The sequence below is a fragment of the Variovorax sp. CF079 genome, from assembly GCF_900101545.1.
Lineage (GTDB): Bacteria > Pseudomonadota > Gammaproteobacteria > Burkholderiales > Burkholderiaceae_C > Variovorax.
Map to the genome: position 1 here is coordinate 147505 of NZ_FMZU01000004.1, position 18688 is coordinate 166192.

Below are 18688 nucleotides of genomic sequence, written 5' to 3' on the forward strand. Positions count from 1 at the left end.
ACATCGTCCTGCGTCCATGCCAGCATCGGCGCATGAACATGACAGGTGCAGCGCGCCGCTGGTCCGGTCCCCCGCTCGCCCTGCAGATGATGGGCCTGCTGCTGGGCGGGCTGGTGGTGGCGCAACTCGTGACGCTGGGGCTGACGATGCTGTTGCCGCCCGAGCCGCAACGCCAATGGGAGCTGGAAGACATCGCCCGTGTGCTGGCCGGTGCCGGCGCGGAGATCCGGGGCTCGCGAAGCTTGCAGCGGGAGCTGCAGGCCGGCCCGCCGGAGCCGAGCGGCCCCGGCTGGCTGACCTCCGAGCGTTCCCGCCGCGAGCTGGCGCAGCTGCTGGGGCGCAACGAAACCGAGGTGCGGCTTTATTTCTATACGCCGCTGCCTTTTGCCGGCACGACGCGTGCGTCGCCTCGCGCCGACCTTCGCGGGGGCTTCGTGCTGGCCGACTTCCAGGTCGCTCAGGCCGGCCGCGGTCCCGGCGGACCTGGAGGGCCGGGCGGCGGAGGTTTCGGTCCAGGCTTTCCCGGCATGCCGCCGGGCGGTGGACCGTTCGGTGGTCCGTTCGGCGGCCCGGCAGGGGGCGGCGGTGCGCCCATGCCGGCGCCTGCCGCACCTTCGCGCGCCCCGGGCGATGCGAGCCCGCCTGCCGCACCGGCAGAGATGGCGCGTGGCGGGCCTACACCCGCCGCGCCCGCAGCCGGACCGCCTGCCGACGCGCCGTCGGCAGGACGAGCGCCCGATGCGCCGGCCGCGGGGCCCCAGCCGCAGGGCGCAACCGCGCCGGGGCCGGGGCCGGCAACGGGAGGCGCTGCGCCCTCGGCGGGCGCGCCGCCGCCGCTGCCTCCGGGCGGCACTCGGGCCGCCGCCGCGCCCTTGGGCGAGCCGTCGCCGATGCCGTTCCTGCCGTCGCCGGCGCCTTCGGGACTGGACGGCGTGTCGCCAAGAACGCCTGCCGTGCTGCCTCCCACGGCGGCACCGGCACCGGTACCCTCACGCAAGGCCCGCCCCCTTCCTGCCGACACGCCGCAACCGGCGGCCGCCGAGCCAGCGGCGCTCGTCCCACCCGCTGCATCCGTTCCGTCCGTCCCGGCGGCGCCTTCCGCGCTGCAGCGCGTGCCGGCGGCGCGGCCCGCCGAGCGGCCGGTGCCCGAGGAAAAGAGCGTGTCCGTCAACCCGCCGGCGCGCGGCCTGTTCGGCCTGGCGCCGGCGCCCTTCGTCGAGGGCGACTTCATTGCCGCGATGCGGGTCGGCGATGGTAACTGGGCCACGGTGCAGCCCGTGCCCGAGCCCTTTCCGAACGCCTGGCAGCGCCGCGTGCTGCTGTGGTTCCTGATCGCCGCGGCCGTGGTCGCGCCCGCGGGCTGGATGTTCTCGCGCCGGCTGGTGCGGCCGATCGCCGGCTTCGCCCATGCCGCCGAGCGGCTCGGCCGCGACCCGGCGGCGCCGGTCCTCGCGCTCGAGGGGCCGGCGGAGCTCGGCCGCGCGGCGCAGGCCTTCAACCTCATGCAGAGCCGGCTGCGCAGCTTCGTCGATGACCGCACCGCGATGATCGGCGCCATCAGCCACGACCTGCGCACGCCGCTCACGCGCATGCGCTTCCGCATCGAGGACGTGCCGGACGACATGCGCACCGGCATGCTGCAGGACATGGAGGAGATGGAGCGGATGATCAGCTCGGTGCTGGCCTTCATCCGCGACGCCTCGGAGCCGGGTTCGCGCGAGCGGCTGGACCTGTCGAGCCTGCTCAAGGACGTGGTGGACGACGCGGCCTTCGTCGGCAAGGACGTGCGCCTGGAGCGCAGCGAGCAGGCCGCGGTCGAGGTCGACGCGATCGGCGTTCGCCGGCTGCTCGACAACCTCATCGAGAACGCGGTGAAGTACGGCGAGCAGGCGCGGGTTCGACTCTTCATCGACGAGGACAACGCGGTGGCCGAGGTCAGCGACAGCGGACCGGGGCTGCCGGACGATGAGCTGCAGCGGGTCTTCCAGCCCTTCTACCGCGCGCCCGCCGCACGTGCGTCCGGCAAGCAGGGCAGTGGCCTGGGCCTGGCGGTCTGCCGCTCCATCGCACGCGCGCATGGCGGTGAGGTGCAGCTCAAGCGCGGACCGCGCGGGCTGGTGGCGCAGCTGCGGCTTCCGCTGGCCTATCGCGAGGCTCTGGTCTAGCGACATGCTTGGACGCTGGGCACGCTTTCTGCTGTACTCGCGGCATGAACGATGTCGCCTTGAGCACCCCCACACCTGCGGCCGGCCGCGCCGCCGCTCCACTTTCGATCGACCCAGAGCGCCTCTGGGATTCGCTGATGCGGCTCGCGAAGCTCGGTGCTACCGAGAAGGGCGGCGTCTGCCGCCTCGCGTTGACCGATCTTGACCGCCAGGGCCGCGAGCTCTTCGTGCGCTGGATGAAGGAAGCCGGCTGCAGCGTGCGCGTCGATGCGATCGGCAACCTGTTCGCGCGCCGCGAAGGGCAGGACGCGAGCCTGCCGGCCGTGGCCACCGGCAGCCACATCGATACGCAGCCGACCGGCGGCAAGTTCGACGGCAATTACGGCGTGCTTGCGGGCCTGGAAGTGCTGCGCACCCTGAACGATGCCGGCATCCGCACCGTGGCGCCGCTCGAGGTCTGCGTCTGGACCAATGAAGAAGGCTCGCGCTTCGTGCCGGTGATGATGGGCTCGGGCGTCTATGCGGGCGCCTTCACGCTCGCGCATGCGCTCGCCGCCACCGACCGCGAAGGGGTCACGGTCGCTGATGCGCTCCAAGCCATCGGCTTCGCGGGCGACACGCCGGCCGCCGTGGACGACGGCGCACCGCGCTTCGGCGCCTACTTCGAGGCCCACATCGAGCAGGGCCCGGTGCTGGAAGATGCCGACATTCCGCTCGGCGTGGTCACCGGCGCGCTGGGCCAGCGCTGGTACGACGTGGTCGTGACGGGCCAGGAAGCGCATGCCGGCCCCACGCCGATGCAGTTGCGCCGCGACGCGCTGCAGGGCGCCACCGGCCTCATGCAGACCGTGCATCAGATTGCGATGGGCGAGCAGCCCAACGCCCGCGGCACCGTCGGCTATGTGCAGGTGCATCCAAATTCGCGCAACGTGATTCCCGGCCGCGTGACCTTCACGGTCGATTTGCGGCACACGGACGACGAGGGTCTCGACCGCATGGACGCGCAGCTGCGTGCGGCCTGCGCGGCCCTGCAGGCACAGGGCGGGCTCACGGTCGAGGTCGAGCAGACCGTCTACTTCCCGCCGGCCCACTTCGCGGAGCCGCTGGTGCGCGCGGTGCGCGAAGGTGCCGAGCGTGCCGGTCTTGCGCATCTCGACATCGTGAGCGGCGCCGGGCACGACGCGGTGTACGTCGCGCGCACGGCGCCCACAGCGATGATCTTCGTGCCCTGCAAGGACGGCATCTCGCACAACGAGATCGAGGATGCCAAGCCCGAGCACCTCGCGGCCGGCGCCAACGTGCTGCTGCACGCGATGCTGGACCGCGCGGGGATCGCGCAGTGATGCTGCTTGCGCAGCCGCTTACCGCAGAAGCCTTTGCGCCTTACGGCACCGTGCTCGCGGCCCCCGCGGGCGAGGGGCGTCTCATCAACGGCGGCAATGCCGAACGCTTCGATCTGGTCGACGACCTGCAGCTCGGCGCCGAGGGCGGCCGGCCGATGCTCGCGCTGTTCCGCGCGCAGGCGCGCCGCTTTCCACATGCAGTGACCGAGATGGAACGGCACGCGCTGGGCAGCCAGAGCTTCGTGCCGCTCGGCGAGCGCCGCTTCGTGATCGTGGTCGCGCCCGCGGGCCCTGCGCCCGCCGGCGAGGCGCTCGCCGCCTTCGTCACCGACGGCCGCCAGGGCGTGACGCTCGCGCCCGGCACCTGGCATCACGCGCTGCTGGCGGTGGATGCGGGCGACTTCGTGGTGGTGGAGCGGATGGGCGCCGCGGTCGACTGCGACACCGTGGCCTTGGCAGTGCCGGCAGACGTCGGGTTCATTCCACGTTGAGTACCTCGGTGGCGAGGCGATCGAGGTTCTGTTCGTTCGCCTCGACCACGACCTTGGCAATGCGCTGCCGTTCAGCCTCGGTGTCGAACACTTGGTGCCATCCGACCAGTGTCTTGGCTCCCCGCGCGTCAAATGTGATGGTCAATTGGAAGTGATGCTGAGACATGTGCTCGAAGACGATTCGCTCCGGCGCAACGACTTCGACGAAGACGCTTTCGTTGGGGTAGTTCGCACCGTCAGGCCCGTGCATGACGAAGCGCCAATTGCCACCGGGGCGCAGATCGAACTCGTGAAACGTGCTGGTGAATCCGTTCGGACCCCACCAGCGCGCCAGGTGGGCGGGATCGCTGAAGGCCTTGAAGACCCGCTCGCGCGGCGCGTCGATCAAGCGCGAGTGGACGAACGCGCGGTCCACGGTGGATTCGGCATCGGCAGGGGGCTTTTCGTTCATGTGCAGCGTCCTCAATTGGAGCCGTTTGCCTTGGTGGCTACGGCGGAACTGTTCGTTGGAAAGCGCGGCAACGCGTCGTCGATGCGAAACCATGGGACCTGCTGCTGCGTCCACACGTGATCGTCGATACGCACGCGCTGCGGTTCGTCCAGGCTGCCGACAGTGATCTGAACACGGTCCGCAAGCACTTCCTCGTGCATGCTGAGGGTGCTTCCGCATACCGGGCAGAAGCCGCGTTCCGCGAATGCGGAAGATCGATAGCGGGCGGGCTCGCCATGTAGCCAGCTGAAGTCCTGCGTGCGGAAATGAACGAAGGCCAATGCCGGCGCGCCGGAGTGCTTGCGGCACATGGCGCAGTGGCAGATGACGCCACGGATAGGCGCCGAGATGGCGCGATACCGGATCGCGCCGCAGAGGCAGCCGCCTTCGAAGACCGTCGCTTCGCTCATGATTGCCCCCTTGTGCGTCGTTGCGTTCAAAATCCAGCCCATCCCCAAACCGAGATTCCCATGACCCGCACTGTCGCCGAAAAACGTGCCGCCTTTCGCGCCCTCCATACCGAAGGCTGCTTCGTGCTGCCGAATCCCTGGGATGTGGGCAGCGCCCGTTTCCTGCAAGGCCTGGGCTTCAAGGCGCTGGCCACGACGAGCTCGGGCTTCGCCTGGTCGCGGGGCCAGGCCGATGGCGCCCTCTCGCGGGAGACCATCCTCGCTCATCTGCGCGAGATCGTCGCTGCAACCGATCTGCCGGTGAACGCGGATTTCGAGAGCGGCTTCGCCCCTGATCCGCAAGGCGTTGCCGAAAGCGTGCGGATGGCCATCGAGACCGGCGTGGCCGGGCTGTCGATCGAGGATTCGACAGGTGACGCGGCGCATCCTCTGCATGACATCGACGTCGCGGTCGCCAGACTCCGCGCTGCACGCGGGGCGATCGACGAGGCGGGCGGCGACACCTTGCTGGTGGGACGCGCGGAGAACTTCTTTCAAGGCCGGCCGGACCTCGACGACACGATCGCCAGGCTCAAGGCCTATGCAGAGGTGGGCGCCGACTGCCTCTACGCGCCGGGCATCCGCACGCGCGAGCAGATCGCGGCCGTGGTGGCTGCCGTCGCACCCAAGCCGGTCAACCTGCTCGTCGGATCGACGAGCGAGCTCACCCTGCAGGACATTGCCGAACTCGGCGTGCGGCGCGTCAGCGTCGGCGGTGCGCTGGCGCGAGCGGCATGGGGTGGATTCATGCGCGCGGCCCGCACGCTTTCGGAAGAGGGGCGTTTCGACGGCTTCGCGGACGCCGCCTCGGGCAACGAGCTCGATGCGTTTTTCAGTGGGCGCTAGCCCGCCTGCTGCGCCCGCGTCAGCACCGTTCGTACGGCGTAGCCGTCGCGGTACACGCCCTCGATCGTTCCCATGACGGGATCGTTCATGGCCGCCGTCACGAACTTTTCGTCATCGGTCCTGTAGACGACGATGGTTCGCGCCGAACGCGCGCTGAGCGTGCGAGCGACTCCGGTGGCCTGATTCAGCGTGCGATAAGTGTTCATGCAAGTCCCCTTTGGCGCGCGAATGCTAACGCGAAGGTACTCAATGCGGCCCGGTGTCGAGCGTGGGATCTGGCCTCAATACGGCAAAAGGCCACATTTTCCGAAGGTATCTGAGCCGGGCGGCTATCCCGCGATGCGCTCCGCCAACGCGATCAAGGAACGATCCGACCCCGCCGGCCCGAGCAGCGAAATGCCCAGCGGCGCGCCCTCGCGCTGCGCCAGCGGCATCGAGAGTTGCGGAAAGCCGCTGAGTCCGGCCACGCACAGCATGCGGATCGCGCGGTTTCGGTAATCCTCGAGGCTGCTGTCGGCGGCGTCGCGCTGCGGGGCGATGTCGGGCATGGTGGGCATCAGCAGGACGCCGTCGGTGCCGAGCAATTCTGCGAGTTGAGTGCGGAAGGCGATGCGGAAGGCGCGCGCGGCGTTGACCTGCGCGTCCGTCACGTCGCGCGACCAGGCGAAGCGCTCGGCGACGCCGGGGCCGAGCGGCGGCGCGTAGCGCTCGATCAGCGGGCCGTCGGTGAGCCAGGACTCGCGTCCCTGCACGTAGCGGAAGTTCCAGTACATCGCGTCCCAGGATTCGAGCGCGACCTCGACCGGCGACGCCTTGCCGAGCAGCGACTGCACGCGCTGCGCCGCGCCGTCGAGCGCGTCCTTGACCGGCGCCTCCAGCATCGCCCACAGGTCCGTCGGCCACAGCAGCCGAAGCCTGGCCGGCAGCGGGTTGGCATCGGCCTCGAGCAGCACGTCGGCCACGCGCGCGAAGGTGCCGATGTCGCGCGCAAACCAGCCGCAGGTGTCGAGGCTGGGCGCAAGGTCGAGCGCGCTTTCGAGGCTGACGCGGCCGTGCGTGGGGCGCAGGCCGTACAGGCCGCAATGGTTGGCCGGCGCGCGTACCGAGCCGCCGGTGTCGGTGCCGAGCGCGAAGTCGCACAGGCCCGAGGACACGGCCGAGGCCGAGCCCGAGGACGATCCGCCCGTGATGCGGTCCTTGGCCGCGCCGTTGATCGGCGCGCCGAAATGTGCGTTGTTGCCGTTCATCGAGAACGCGAGCTCATCGGTCACGGTCTTGCCCGCGAACCGGGCGCCGGCGTTGAGCAGCTTCTGCACGGTCGGCGCGGTGCGCGTCTTGATGCCCGACATCGCGAGCACCGTGGGGCTGCCGCCGCCCGTGGGGTAGCCCGCGACGTCGAACAGGTCCTTGACGCCGAAGCTCAGGTCGGCCAGCGGGCCGGTCGGCGCGCCGCGGACGGGCACGTCGGGGTAGGGGACGAAGGCGTGGGCGGGGTCGTGCAATGGCATGGTGGCGTGTTGAGTAAGGTTCAGGCGACGACCACCGGCGCGATGGCCGCGGCGGCGCCGGTATGGATGCAGCGCGCGCGATGGCCCGGTGCGAGTTCGACCACCGGCGGCTGCGCCGCGCGGCAGGCTTCGCTCGCGAGCGCGCAGCGTTCGGCAAAGGCGCAGCCCGGCGGCAGCGCCGACAGGTCGGGCGGCGCACCGCCGATGGTTTCGAGCCGGCTGCCGCGCGCCAGCGCGCCGTGGGCGCGGCTCTTCAGCAGCGCGATCGTGTACGGGTGGCGCGGCGAGCGGATCAGCTCGCGCGCCGTACCCTCCTCGACGATGCGCCCGGCATACATCACGGCGATGCGATCGGCCACCTCGACGGCGGCGCCGATGTCGTGCGTGACGAACACCACCGAGAGGCCCAGGTCGCGCTGCAGTTCGCGCAGGAGCAGCAGGATCTGGATCTGCACCGTGGCGTCGAGCGCGGTGGTGGGCTCGTCGGCCAAGAGCAGCTGCGGCCGGCAGGCCAGGGCCAGCGCGATCATCGCGCGCTGCCGCATGCCGCCCGACATCTCGTGCGGATAGGCCGCAAGCCGGCGCTCCGGGCTCGGGATGCGCACGCGCTCGAACAGTTCCAGCGCGCGCCGGCGCGCCTCGGCGGCGGACACCGGCTCGTGCCGGCGGATCGATTCGACGATCTGCGCGCCGACCGAGTAGACCGGGTCCAGCGCCAGGAGCGGCTCCTGGAAGATCATCGAGGCCACCTTGCCGCGGAAATCCGTGAGCTCGGACTGCGTCATCGCCAGCACGTCGCGCCCGGCCACGCGAACCTGGCCGCCCATGCGCGTGCGGCGCTCGGGATGCAGGCGCAGCAGGGTGCGCATGGTCACGCTCTTGCCCGAGCCCGATTCGCCGATCAGCGCGACCACTTCGCCGCGCTGCACCTCGAGGCTCACGCCGCTCACCGCATGCACGGGCTTGCGGCCGCCAGAGAAGGTGACACTGAGATCGCGCAGGCTCACCATGGGTTCGGGCGCGCAGGAGGGTGTTGATGAGGTGTCGGACATGGAAGTCATGCGGCCTGCGCCAGCGCTTGAGCCATCGGATGCCCGCTGCCCGGCTCGTGGATCAGGCAGCTCACGGCCTGCTGGGCGCCGGCGATCACGCGCGCCGGTACCTGCTGGCTGCACACCGGCGCGGCCAGCGCGCAGCGCGGATGGAAGCGGCAGCCCGAGGGCGGGTTGATCGGATTGGGTGGGTCGCCGGCCAGCGCCGCCTCCTCGGTGCGGTGGTCGGGGTCCATCGAGGGCATCGACGAGAGCAGGGCGCGCGTGTAGGGATGCGCCGGCGCTTCGTAGAGCGCGTTCGAGGGGCCGATCTCGGCCACCTGGCCCAGGTACATCACCATCACGCGGTCGCTCATGTAGCGCACCACGTTCAGGTCGTGGCTGATGAAGACGTAGGTCAGGCCGAACTCGGCCTTCAGGTCCAAGAGCAGGTTGATCACCTGCGCCTCGACCGACTTGTCGAGCGCGGACACGGCCTCGTCGAGGATCACCATGCGCGGCTGCAGGGCCAGTGCGCGCGCGATGTTGACGCGCTGGCGCTGGCCGCCGGAGAGCTCGTGCGGATAGCGCTCGGCAAAGCGCTGCGGCTCCAGGCCCACGCGCGCGAGCAGGTCGCGCGCGCGATGCACCGCCTCGTTGCGCGCCACGCCGTGCACCTGCGGGCCGAAGGCGACCGAGTCCTCGATCGTGAGGCGTGGGTTCAGCGAGGCATAGCTGTCCTGGAACACCATCTGCACCTGGCGGCGGAATTCCTTCAGCGGCAGGTCGCGGCTGCCCACGGCGCGGCCGTCGAAGATCACCTCGCCGGCCGTCGGCGCGATGAGCTGCATCAAGAGCCGCGCGGTGGTCGACTTGCCGCAGCCCGATTCGCCGACCACGCCGAGCGTTTCGCCCTTGAGTACCTCGAAGTCCACGCCGTCGACCGCGCGCACCACGCCGCCGCCGCGGCCCAGCGGGTCTTTCTTGAGCGGGAAGTGCTTCTGCAGTCCGCGGATCGCGAGCAGGGGCTGCGCGGGGCCGCCGATGTCGTTGATTGCTTCCATCGGATCAGCCCTTGTTGTCCATCGCCGAGCGCAGGCCGTCGGAGAGCAGATTGAACGAGATCGAGGTGACGAAGATCATCACGCCTGGCAGCGCCGCCACCCAAGGCTGCACGTAGATCGCGGTGCGCAGGGTGTTGAGCATCAGGCCCCACTCGGGCTCCGGCGGCTTCACGCCCAGGCCCAGGAAGGAGAGTCCCGAGGCCAGGATCATCGAGACCGCGATCAGGCTGGTCGCGTAGACGAAGATCGGCCCCAGCACATTGCCCAGCACGTGCACGCGCACGATGGTGAAGGCGTTGGCGCCCGAAGCCCGCGCGGCCTCCACGTAGTCGCGCCCGCGCACCTGCGTGGTCACGCTCTCGGCCACGCGCGCGATCTGCGGGATGAACACGATAGTCAGCGAGATCAGCGAATTGACCACGCCCGCACCCAGCACGCCCGACAGCGCGATCGCCAGCAGCACCGAGGGGAAGGCATAGAACACGTCGATGGTGCGCATGATCGCGGTGTTGACGATGCCGCCCGCATAGCCCGCGAGGATGCCGATCGCCGCGCCGAGGACGAAGGCGCAGATGACGGGCGTGATGCCGATGAAGAGCGACAGGCGCGCGCCGACGATCAGGCGCGAGAGCATGTCGCGGCCCAGCTCGTCGCTGCCCAGCGGCAGGCCTTCGGTGCCGATCGGCTTGAGCCGCTTGAGCATCGACGATTGGTACGGGTCCGCCGGCGCAAGCCAGGGGCCGAAGACGGCCAGCGCGATCAAGATCAGCACGACCAGCGCCGCGCCCATCGCGACCGGGTCGCGCGTGAAGCGCAGCATGGCCGAAGTCCAGTAGCCGCGCGAGCGCTGCATGGGCAGCGACGAAACAGTCGAAGCAGAGAGGGGAGCTGGCAGAGCCGACATGGTCGTCCTCGTTTCAGGCGCGAGCTATTCGGGGGTCGAGCAGCGTCTGCAGCACGTCGACCACCAGGTTGAGCAGCACGAAGAACAGCGCGAGCACGAGGATCGTGCCCTGCAGCAGCGGCAGGTCGCGCTGGAAGATCGCGGAGTTCAGCAGGAAGCCGGTGCCGGGCCAGGAGAACACGGTCTCGATCAGGATCGAGCCGCCCAGCAGGTAGCCCAGCTGCAGGCCCATCACGGCCAGCGCGGTGGGCGCCGCGTTCTTCACCATGTGGCGGAACACGCCGAAGTGCGTGAGCCCCTTGGCGCGCAGGCCGACGATGAACTCCTGCTCGAGGATCTCGGCCACCAGCGCGCGCACGGTGCGCGCGATGATGCCCATCGGGATGACCGACATCGTGAGCGCGGGCAGCACGAGGAACTGCAGGTGCTCCCAGTCCCAGGCCCAGTCGTTCGAGCCGCCCGGGCCGGCGCCGGTGGCGGGCAGCCACATGAGCTGCGAGGAGAACACGATCACCATCACCATGCCCAGCCAGTAGTGCGGCACGCTCACGCCCAGCACCGACAGCATGGAGGCCGCGCGGTCGAGCCAGGAGTTGCGGAAGTAGCCGGCGACGAAGCCGAACAGGCAGCCCAGCACGAAGCCGATCGCGGTCGCGACCACCGCCAGGCGCAGCGTGTTGCCGACCGCCGTCAGCACCTCGCCGGCCACCGCGCGGTTGCTCGCGATCGAGACGCCCAGGTCGCCGTGCATCGCGCGCCACACCCACAGCACGAACTGCTCGGGCAGCGAGCGGTTGAAGCCGTAGAGCTCGCGCAGCTGCGCCTGCAGGTCGGCCGAGGCATCGGGCGGCAGGATCGACACCAGCGGATCGCCCGGCGCCAGGTGCACGAGCGCAAAGCACACGAAGGCCACGCCGATCATGATCGGGATGGCATAGAAGACGCGGCGCAGGAGGTAGGTGAGCATTGAATGGGTTCTCCAGACCCCGTTCGCCCTGAGCTTGTCGAAGAGCTCGCCCCAGCGGGGTCCGGCTTCGACAGGCTCAGCCCGAACGGTTGGGCGGTCTCAGTCCATGCTCATGGTTGCAATATCGATGAACCAGCTCTTGGGCTGCACTACGTTCTTGACCTTGGCCGACAGCGCGCGCGGGCCGACGTCATGCGCGATCCAGACGAAGGGCGCGTCGTCCACGATGTACGCATGCAGCTTGGCGAGCGCGGCGTCGCGCGCCTTGTCGTCGAAGCTGGTGCGGGCGTCGGCCACCAGCTTGTCGACCTCGGGGCTGCCGTAGTAGCCCCAGTTGTTCGACACCGGCGGGAAGGCCTTGGTGCTCACGAAGCGCACCATCGCGAAGAAGGGGTCCATCGCCGCGAAGCTCACGTTGGTGGCATTGGCGCCGTTGGCCGATGCGTCCTTGGCGCCCTTGCGCCAGTTGGTGAACAGCGTGTTCCATTCGATCACGTCGAACTGCACGTCGAAGAAGCATTGCTTCAGCGACTGCTGCACGAACTCGTTCATCGGCAGCGGCTGCATCTGGCCCGAGCCCGAGGCCGAGATCTGGACCTTGACCTTCACCGGCTTGGCGGCCGAGAAGCCGGCCTGCGTCATGAGCGCCTGCGCGGCCTTCACGTCGTACTTCATGTCGAACTTGGGGTTGCCCCACCACGGGTGGCCCGGCGCCACCGTGCCCTTGGGCTCGGCCATCATGCCGCCCAGCAGCTGCTTCAGGCCGCCGCGGTCGACGCAGAGGTTGGCCGCCTGGCGCACGCGCTTGTCGAGCCAGGGCGAGCCTTCGACGAAGGAGAGCTGCCAGGGCCAGACGTGCGGCTGCGCGTTCGAGTAGATCTTGAAGCCGCGCTGCGTGATCTGCGGCATCGCATCGGGCGCGGGCGCCTCGATCCAGTCGACCTGGCCGCCCAGCAGCGCGGCCGTGCGTGCATTGGCCTCGGGCATCGGCAGCATCACGACCTTGTCGATCTTGGGCACGCGCTTGGCATCCCAGTAGCTCTTGTTGGCGGCCAGCTCCAGGCGCTCGCGCGCGACGAAGCGCGTGACCTTGAAGGGACCCGAGCCCGCGGGGTCGGCCGCGAAGGCGGTCCATGCGGCCTTCGAGCGCTCGGCCGGCACCGTCACGCTGGCCGGCACGGCCTTCAGCTTGGCATCCCACTGGGCCGGCGAGGCCATGAACAGGTTGGTGAGGTTGATCGGCAGGAAGGCGTCGGGCTCGCTGGTCGTGAGCTCGATCGTCAGGTCGTCGATCTTGCGGGCGCTCTTGAGCGTCGGCATGCGCGAGGCCGTCACGCCGACCTGGCTGGGGTCGAACTGCGGCGCTTCCTTGTCGAGCACCTTGGCCACGTTCCAGACCACCGCGTCGGCATTGAAGGCCGAGCCGTCATGGAACTTGACGCCGGGACGCAGCTTGAAGACCCACTTGGTCTTGTCCTTCGCGTCCACCGCCCAGGAAGTCGCGAGCGCGGGAATCACCACGCTGGGCGAATCCGCCTTCGAGAGGTCCCACTGCGTGAGCGAGTCGTAGATCGGGATGCCGGTGAAGCGGTTGCCCTCGAAGCCCTGGTCGGGCTGGCCCAGCGTGCGCGGAATGTCGGCGGCGGTCATCGCGATGCGCAGCGTTTTCTCCTGCGCGAAGGCGGCGGGTTGCGCCAGCGCCAGCATCAGCAGCGCCGCGCAGGCGGCCAGGGGTTTCAGGGGCAGAGACGGAACGACACGCTTCACGGAGAACTCCTGTTCAGGACAACAAAAATGGATTCGATGAGAAGTCATGCACGAGCCGTGCCAGTGCGGCCTTTCACGGGCGCGACCACAGCCGTTCGCAGCGCACGCGGCGCAGGTCCATCTCGACTTCCATGTCGACGATCGGCGGGCGCGTGAGCTGCCAGGTCAGCCCGCAGCCCAGCTCGCCGCGCCGGACGATCTCGTCGAACGCCAGCGCGCCGATGTCGTGCACGGTGTAGGCCTGCACGGCGCTGGCGTCGGCCCAGCCGAAGCCGAGCGCGGCGCTGCGCCGTTCCATCTCGCCCATGACGTAGCGCAGCTTCTCGCGCAGGCCTTCCCGGCTGGTGTCGCCGAGCCGCACCATGCCTTCGCGGTAGCTGCCCTGGCCGTCGCGCGCCTCGCCGCCGCCCGAGACGACGAAGCTGGCCGGGCCGGGCGCGTCGCTGATCTCGACGGTGTAGGAGAAGGCATGGAAGGCCGGCGTGGCGGGCACCCTCACGAGCGGGCAGACGTTGGTGCGCGCCACCGGATTGCGCTCCCCGCGCGCCAGCCCCCAGCGTTCGAGCGTGCCCGCGTAGTGGCGGTTGAAAGCCTCGAAACCCGCTTCGGAGAACGGCGCGGGCGAACGCAGCTCGCAGGCGCACAGGGCCGCGAGCGGGCGTCCCAGCGCGGCCAGGTGGGCTGCGATCGCCTCGAAGCCCTCGGCCAGCGGCAGCGCCTCGGGAAACACCATGCGCTCGATCGCGTAGCCGGGCAGCGCAGCCACGCCGCCCGAGTACTGGAACACGCCCTTCAAATAGCGATAGCCCCCTTCGGGGAAGTCCACCAGCTCAGCTGCTGCTGCCATTCGGTTCCTCCAGATCGGCAACCACTTTAGGCAAGGGCTGCGCCGGAGAGAAGGCCGATTCAGGCATGCGCATGTTGCCGAAATCAGAACGCCCGCCGGCCTTGCCGCCGTAGCGGCCCATGGCGATGGCGAGCAGTTCCAGCAGCGAGCGCGCGGCCGGCGAGAGGCGCTGCGTCGGCAGGGTGACGAGGCTGGTCGCGGTCTGCGCGAAGTCGCGCTCCTTGAGAGGCACGGCGCAGAGGTCGCCGTTCGACACCTCGTGCAGTGCGGCATAGCGCGGCATCAGCGTGACCAGGTCGCCGTTGCGCACCACGCCGCGCGCCATCTCGAGCGTGTTGGTCTCGACCGTGAGCTCGAGTTCCACGCCCAGCTTGGCCGCGATGCGGTCGACCAGGTGGCGGATCTGGAAGCTGCGGTCGGGCAGGGCCACGCGCTGCCCGGCGAGTTCGAGAAAAGACACCGAGCGCCGCTGCGCCAGCGGATGCGTGGGCGCGACCAGCGCGCAGAGCGGTTGTTCCAGCCGCGCATGCTCGCGAAACGGATGGCGCTCGGCCAGGTTGAAGGCCAGCGCCATGTCGATGCGGCATTCCTGCAGCGCTTCGAGCACCGCCCGCGAGCCCACCACCGAGACCTGTACTTTCACTTCCGGGTGGCGCTTCTGGTAGCGCGCCAGGTTGCAGGACAGGAAGTGCCCGACCATGCCCTCGATGCTGCCGATGCGCACCGTGCCCGAGGGCTTGCCGACCAACTCCTCCAAGGCGGCGCGCAGGGCCGTGCTTTCCTGCAGGGCCGATTCGGCATGCGCGAGCACCAGTTCGCCGGCCGGCGTCAGGGTCGTGCGGTTGGCGCGCCGGTCGAGCAGCAGGATCTTGAGCTCGGTCTCGAGGTTGGCGATCTGCCGGCTGACCGCGCTGGGTGCGATGCCAAGGATTTCGGCCGCGCGGCGCAACGATCCGGCGCGCGCCGTTTCGCGAAAGTAGAGCATCGAAGTGGACAGCATCGTGGGGGTCTTCCTGTGGGTCCTCGCGGGCAAGCAATTGGCATGCCCTCGGGCCTGCGGCGCAATGGGACAATCCCGCCATGACAAGACCTGCAGACACCCTCACCATCACCCGCCCGGACGACTGGCATCTGCACGTGCGCGACGGCGCCGCGCTCGGGGCCGTGGTGCCGCATTCGGCGCGCCAGTTCGGCCGCGCGCTGATCATGCCCAACCTGCGCCCGCCGGTGACGTGCGCCGACCAGGCCATCGCCTACCGCGATCGCATCCGTGCTGCCGTGCCCGAGGGCTTGAGCTTCGAGCCGGTCATGTCGCTCTATCTCACCGACAAGCTGCCGCCCGAGGAAATCGCACGCGCTGCCGCGGCCAGCGTCTGCGCCCTCAAGCTCTACCCTGCCGGCGCCACCACCAACAGCGATGCCGGCGTGACCGACATCCGCAAGACCTACAAGACGCTGGAAGCGATGCAGAAGCACGGCCTGCTGCTGCTGGTGCACGGCGAGGTGACGGACCCCGCGGTCGACCTCTTCGACCGCGAGGCCGTGTTCATCGATCGCGTGATGATCCCGCTGCGCCGAGACTTCCCCGAGCTCAAGGTGGTGTTCGAGCACCTGACGACGAAGGAGGGCGCTCACTACGTGCGCGATGCCGGCCGCTTCACCGCCGCCACCATCACCGCCCACCATCTGCTCTACAACCGCAACGCCATCTTCACCGGCGGCATCCGGCCGCACTACTACTGCCTGCCGGTGCTCAAGCGCGAGACGCACCGCGTGGCGCTGGTCGAGGCCGCCACCAGCGGCAGCGACCGCTTTTTCCTCGGCACCGACAGCGCGCCGCATCCGGCGCACCTCAAGGAGCATGCACTGGGCTGCGCCGGCTGCTACACCGCGCTGACCGCGCTCGAGCTCTACGCCGAAGCCTTCGACAATGCCGGCGCGCTCGACAAGCTCGAAGGCTTTGCGAGCTTCCACGGCGCCGACTTCTATGGCCTGCCGCGCAACACCGACACCGTGACCCTGAAGCGCGAAAGCTGGACCGTGCCGGAAACGGTGCCTTACGGCGATGCAACCTTGAAACCCTTGCGCGGCGGCGAAACCGTGGCGTGGAGACTGACATGATCCCCACCCCGTGTGTGATGCTGCTGATCGACGCCGACAACGTCTCGTCCGACGTGATCGAGCAGGCCGTGCAGCGCACGATGGCCGAGCACGGCGCGATCCACGTGCGGCGCGCGTATTGCAATGCCGAGACCGCGTTCAAGCAGCAGGCGCTCTTCAAGCGGCTCTCGGTGCGGCCCATGGTCAACCTGTCGGCCGGTAAGAACAGCACCGACATCGCGCTCGCAGTCGATGCCATGGATCTCGCGGTGGCCGAGCGTCCCGACATCGTGGTGCTGGTGTCCTCCGATTCCGACTTCGCGCCGCTGGTGATCCGGCTGCGCGAAAAAGGCTGCCGCGTCTGCGGCATCGGGCAGCAGGGCAAGACCGGCGACGAGACCGTCGCGGTCTACGACAGCTTCATCGACCTCCAGCACCATCAATCCGAGCGGCCGGCCGTCGCCAAGCCGGCGGCCAAGCGGGCGGCGCGCGCACCGCGCGGCACCAAGGCCCCGGCACCCCCGGTGGCGCGCATGCCGGCGCTGCCCGAGGACGTGCTGCGCATCCTCGACGCCGTTCCCGAACTGGGTGCGGGCGGCAAGATCGAGCTCAACCACGCGGCCGAGCGGCTGCGCGGCGCCAAGCTGCTGGGCAAGAGCGCGAGCTCGCCCAAGCTGTTCAAGAAATACCCCGAGCTGTTCGCGCTGACGCCGGAGAAGACGCCCAACAAGGTGCAGTACGTCGGCCCGCTGCCGTCGTGAACCCCGCCTGGCCCGTCGATACGGCGCGGCCATGGCTGGCGCCCTATGCGCCGCGGGCGGCCGCCGCGGGTGCGACGCTTGCCCAAGGCCTCGGCGTGGCAGAGGCGCTGTCGAACCAACCCGTGCCCATCGGGCTGCCGGCCGGCCCCTTGCGCTTCGTGCCCGTGCACACGGCGCCGGCCGATGAGGCCTACGAAGCCTTCATCTTCCGGACCGCGCAGGTGCCCACGCGCGACAACCTGCACGACTTCTTCAACGGCCTCGTGTGGCTGCATTTCCCCCAGGCCAAGCGGCGCCTCAACGAACTGCAGGCGGGCGAGATCGCGCGCGCCGGCATCGGCGCCGAGCGCGGGCCGCTGCGCGATGCGCTCACGCTCTTCGACGAGAACGGCGCCGTGCTCGATGCGCCGCCTGCCTTGTGGGAAGCCTTGCTTGCGCGCGACTGGCAGCGGCTGTTCGTGGCCGAGCGGGCGTTGTGGCGGCAGGCGCGTCTCCTGGTCTTCGGCCATGCGCTGCTCGAAAAGCTGAGTTCGCCACGCAAGCCGATGACCGCGCATGTGCTCTGTGCGCCGGGCGCCAGCCGATCGGTCGCGATCGACGATGCGGCGATCGCAGCAGCGCTGGACGCTGCCCATCTCGCGAGCAAACCCTTCGCCCCACTGCCCGTGCTCGGCGTGCCCGACTGGTGGGCGCCGAACGAGGCACCCGGTTTCTATGACGATACCGAAGTCTTCAGGCCACCGCGGCCGGCGGGCCGGCTTTACCCGGAGTGAGCGTGGTGGCGTGCGCTTGACGCAGAACTTTTGCTCCTATCATCACTCTGTACGCCTGAGCCACGCGGGGCTCCACAACCAAGAACAACTGCCTGCCCCGACCGTCCACCGCTTGAAACCAGGGTGGCGGCCCTCATTTGCTCGCCACGGCGAGCCATCGTCTGTACCCACGGAGAAATCAACTTGAAACGCATCCTTCTGTTCGTCCTGACCAACGTCCTGGTGGTCGCGGTGCTCGGCGTCGTCGCCAGCCTGCTTGGCGTCAACCGCTACCTCACGGCCAATGGTCTCAACCTCACAGCGTTGTTGGGCTTTGCGCTGGTCATGGGCTTCGGCGGCGCGATCATCTCGCTGCTGATCAGCAAGCCGATGGCCAAGTGGAGCGCCGGCGTGCGCATCATCAACGAGCCGCAGTCGCCCGACGAGGCCTGGATCGTGCAGACCGTGCGCAAGTTCGCCGACAAGGCCGGCATCGGCATGCCCGAGGTCGGCATCTTCGAGGGCGACCCCAATGCCTTCGCCACCGGCGCGTTCAAGAATTCCTCGCTGGTCGCGGTGTCGACGGGCCTCTTGGCCAACATGACGCGCGAAGAAGTCGAGGCCGTGATCGGCCACGAAGTGGCGCACGTGGCCAACGGCGACATGGTCACCATGACGCTGATCCAGGGCGTGATGAACACCTTCGTCGTGTTCCTTTCGCGCGTGATCGGCTATGTGGTCGACGGCTTCCTGCGCCGCGGCAGCGACAGCACCGGCCCGGGGATCGGCTACATGATCACCACGCTGGTGCTCGACATCGTGCTCGGCTTCGCCGCCGCGATCGTGGTGGCCTGGTTCTCGCGCCAGCGCGAGTTCCGCGCCGACGCCGGCGCGGCCCAGCTGATGGGCCGCAAGCAGCCGATGATGAATGCGCTCGCGCGCCTGGGCGGCCTGCAGCCCGGCGAACTGCCGAAGGCGGTCGAGGCCATGGGCATCACGGGCAGCATCGGCAAGCTCTTTGCAACGCACCCGCCGATCGAGGAGCGCATTGCTGCGCTCCAAAATGCACCGGCCTGAGCTTCAGTGCCTGCATCAAAGCCGCCTTCGGGCGGTTTTTTTGAGCCGATCAAACACCCCCGTTCGCCCTGAGCCTGTCGAAGGGCCGGCCCCGGCTTCGACAAGCTCAGCCCGAACGGTGGTGAG

Annotated in this window: 19 protein-coding genes; 8 read left to right on the forward strand and 11 right to left on the reverse strand. The window is 69.4% G+C overall.

What is annotated here, in order from left to right:
• Positions 1-32 precede the first annotated feature (32 nt).
• The 3 genes from BLS74_RS06645 (at position 33) to BLS74_RS06655 (ending at position 3999) form a co-directional block, all read left to right on the forward strand.
• Positions 33-2165: an ATP-binding protein gene (locus BLS74_RS06645; RefSeq protein ID WP_093103925.1), complete on the forward strand. Its 2133-nt coding sequence runs from the start codon at positions 33-35 to the stop codon at positions 2163-2165.
• 137 nt (positions 2166-2302) lie between these two features.
• Entirely contained in the window at positions 2303-3508 is a 1206-nt protein-coding gene (locus BLS74_RS06650) for a Zn-dependent hydrolase (protein WP_280142619.1), read from the forward strand.
• Positions 3508-3999, forward strand: a complete 492-nt coding sequence (locus tag BLS74_RS06655) for an ureidoglycolate lyase (RefSeq protein WP_093103928.1) — start codon at positions 3508-3510, stop codon at positions 3997-3999. Before BLS74_RS06650 ends, BLS74_RS06655 begins: the two co-directional genes overlap by 1 nt.
• Here BLS74_RS06655 and BLS74_RS06660 read toward each other — a convergent pair.
• Together BLS74_RS06660 and BLS74_RS06665 are read right to left on the reverse strand one after the other, a co-directional pair.
• Complete coding sequence (locus BLS74_RS06660; protein ID WP_093103930.1) at positions 3986-4450, reverse strand: SRPBCC family protein; 465 nt, start codon at positions 4448-4450, stop codon at positions 3986-3988. The two genes, BLS74_RS06655 and BLS74_RS06660, sit on opposite strands and share 14 nt — an antisense overlap.
• Positions 4451-4461: 11 nt before the next feature.
• Positions 4462-5007, reverse strand: a complete 546-nt coding sequence (locus tag BLS74_RS06665; RefSeq protein WP_093104168.1) for a GFA family protein — start codon at positions 5005-5007, stop codon at positions 4462-4464.
• On the opposite strand from BLS74_RS06665, the gene BLS74_RS06670 reads away from it, so the two are divergent.
• Positions 4960-5784, forward strand: coding sequence for an isocitrate lyase/PEP mutase family protein (locus BLS74_RS06670; RefSeq protein WP_093103931.1), 825 nt, complete (start codon positions 4960-4962; stop codon positions 5782-5784). The genes BLS74_RS06665 and BLS74_RS06670 overlap by 48 nt on opposite strands.
• Here the strand turns inward: BLS74_RS06670 and BLS74_RS06675 are convergent.
• From BLS74_RS06675 to BLS74_RS06715, 9 genes are all read right to left on the reverse strand, one after another.
• Positions 5781-5990 carry a hypothetical protein gene (locus tag BLS74_RS06675; RefSeq protein ID WP_093103933.1) on the reverse strand — a complete coding sequence of 70 codons (210 nt, stop codon included), beginning with the start codon at positions 5988-5990 and terminating at the stop codon, positions 5781-5783. The genes BLS74_RS06670 and BLS74_RS06675 overlap by 4 nt on opposite strands.
• 123 nt (positions 5991-6113) lie before the next feature.
• Positions 6114-7292 carry an amidase gene (locus tag BLS74_RS06680; protein ID WP_093103935.1) on the reverse strand — a complete coding sequence of 393 codons (1179 nt, stop codon included), beginning with the start codon at positions 7290-7292 and terminating at the stop codon, positions 6114-6116.
• 20 nt (positions 7293-7312) lie between these two features.
• A complete protein-coding gene (locus tag BLS74_RS06685; RefSeq protein ID WP_093103936.1) occupies positions 7313-8302 on the reverse strand; it encodes an ABC transporter ATP-binding protein in 990 nt (329 codons plus the stop codon).
• 47 nt (positions 8303-8349) lie between these two features.
• Positions 8350-9387, reverse strand: coding sequence for an ABC transporter ATP-binding protein (locus BLS74_RS06690; protein ID WP_093103938.1), 1038 nt, complete (start codon positions 9385-9387; stop codon positions 8350-8352).
• A gap of 4 nt (positions 9388-9391) precedes the next feature.
• Positions 9392-10291: an ABC transporter permease gene (locus BLS74_RS06695; RefSeq protein WP_093103939.1), complete on the reverse strand. Its 900-nt coding sequence runs from the start codon at positions 10289-10291 to the stop codon at positions 9392-9394.
• A gap of 13 nt (positions 10292-10304) precedes the next feature.
• Positions 10305-11258, reverse strand: a complete 954-nt coding sequence (locus BLS74_RS06700; RefSeq protein ID WP_093103941.1) for an ABC transporter permease — start codon at positions 11256-11258, stop codon at positions 10305-10307.
• Positions 11259-11357: 99 nt separating this feature from the next.
• Positions 11358-13025 carry an ABC transporter substrate-binding protein gene (locus tag BLS74_RS06705; protein ID WP_093103942.1) on the reverse strand — a complete coding sequence of 556 codons (1668 nt, stop codon included), beginning with the start codon at positions 13023-13025 and terminating at the stop codon, positions 11358-11360.
• Between the two features lie 73 nt (positions 13026-13098).
• Positions 13099-13872 carry a 2-amino-5-chloromuconate deaminase CnbZ gene (locus BLS74_RS06710; RefSeq protein ID WP_093103944.1) on the reverse strand — a complete coding sequence of 258 codons (774 nt, stop codon included), beginning with the start codon at positions 13870-13872 and terminating at the stop codon, positions 13099-13101.
• A complete protein-coding gene (locus tag BLS74_RS06715; protein WP_093103946.1) occupies positions 13856-14872 on the reverse strand; it encodes a LysR family transcriptional regulator in 1017 nt (338 codons plus the stop codon). Before BLS74_RS06715 ends, BLS74_RS06710 begins: the two co-directional genes overlap by 17 nt.
• 80 nt (positions 14873-14952) lie before the next feature.
• Between BLS74_RS06715 and pyrC the strand changes: the two genes are divergently transcribed.
• The 4 genes from pyrC (at position 14953) to htpX (ending at position 18562) form a co-directional block, all read left to right on the forward strand.
• On the forward strand, positions 14953-15993 hold the full coding sequence (pyrC, locus tag BLS74_RS06720; RefSeq protein ID WP_093103947.1) for a dihydroorotase: 1041 nt from the start codon (positions 14953-14955) through the stop codon (positions 15991-15993).
• Complete coding sequence (locus tag BLS74_RS06725) at positions 15990-16733, forward strand: NYN domain-containing protein (protein WP_093103949.1); 744 nt, start codon at positions 15990-15992, stop codon at positions 16731-16733. The genes pyrC and BLS74_RS06725 overlap by 4 nt, the downstream gene beginning before the upstream one ends.
• Positions 16730-17506, forward strand: coding sequence for a DUF3025 domain-containing protein (locus BLS74_RS06730; protein ID WP_093103950.1), 777 nt, complete (start codon positions 16730-16732; stop codon positions 17504-17506). The genes BLS74_RS06725 and BLS74_RS06730 overlap by 4 nt, the downstream gene beginning before the upstream one ends.
• Positions 17507-17689: 183 nt before the next feature.
• Positions 17690-18562, forward strand: coding sequence for a protease HtpX (gene htpX, locus BLS74_RS06735; protein ID WP_093103952.1), 873 nt, complete (start codon positions 17690-17692; stop codon positions 18560-18562).
• Positions 18563-18688: the final 126 nt, after the last annotated feature.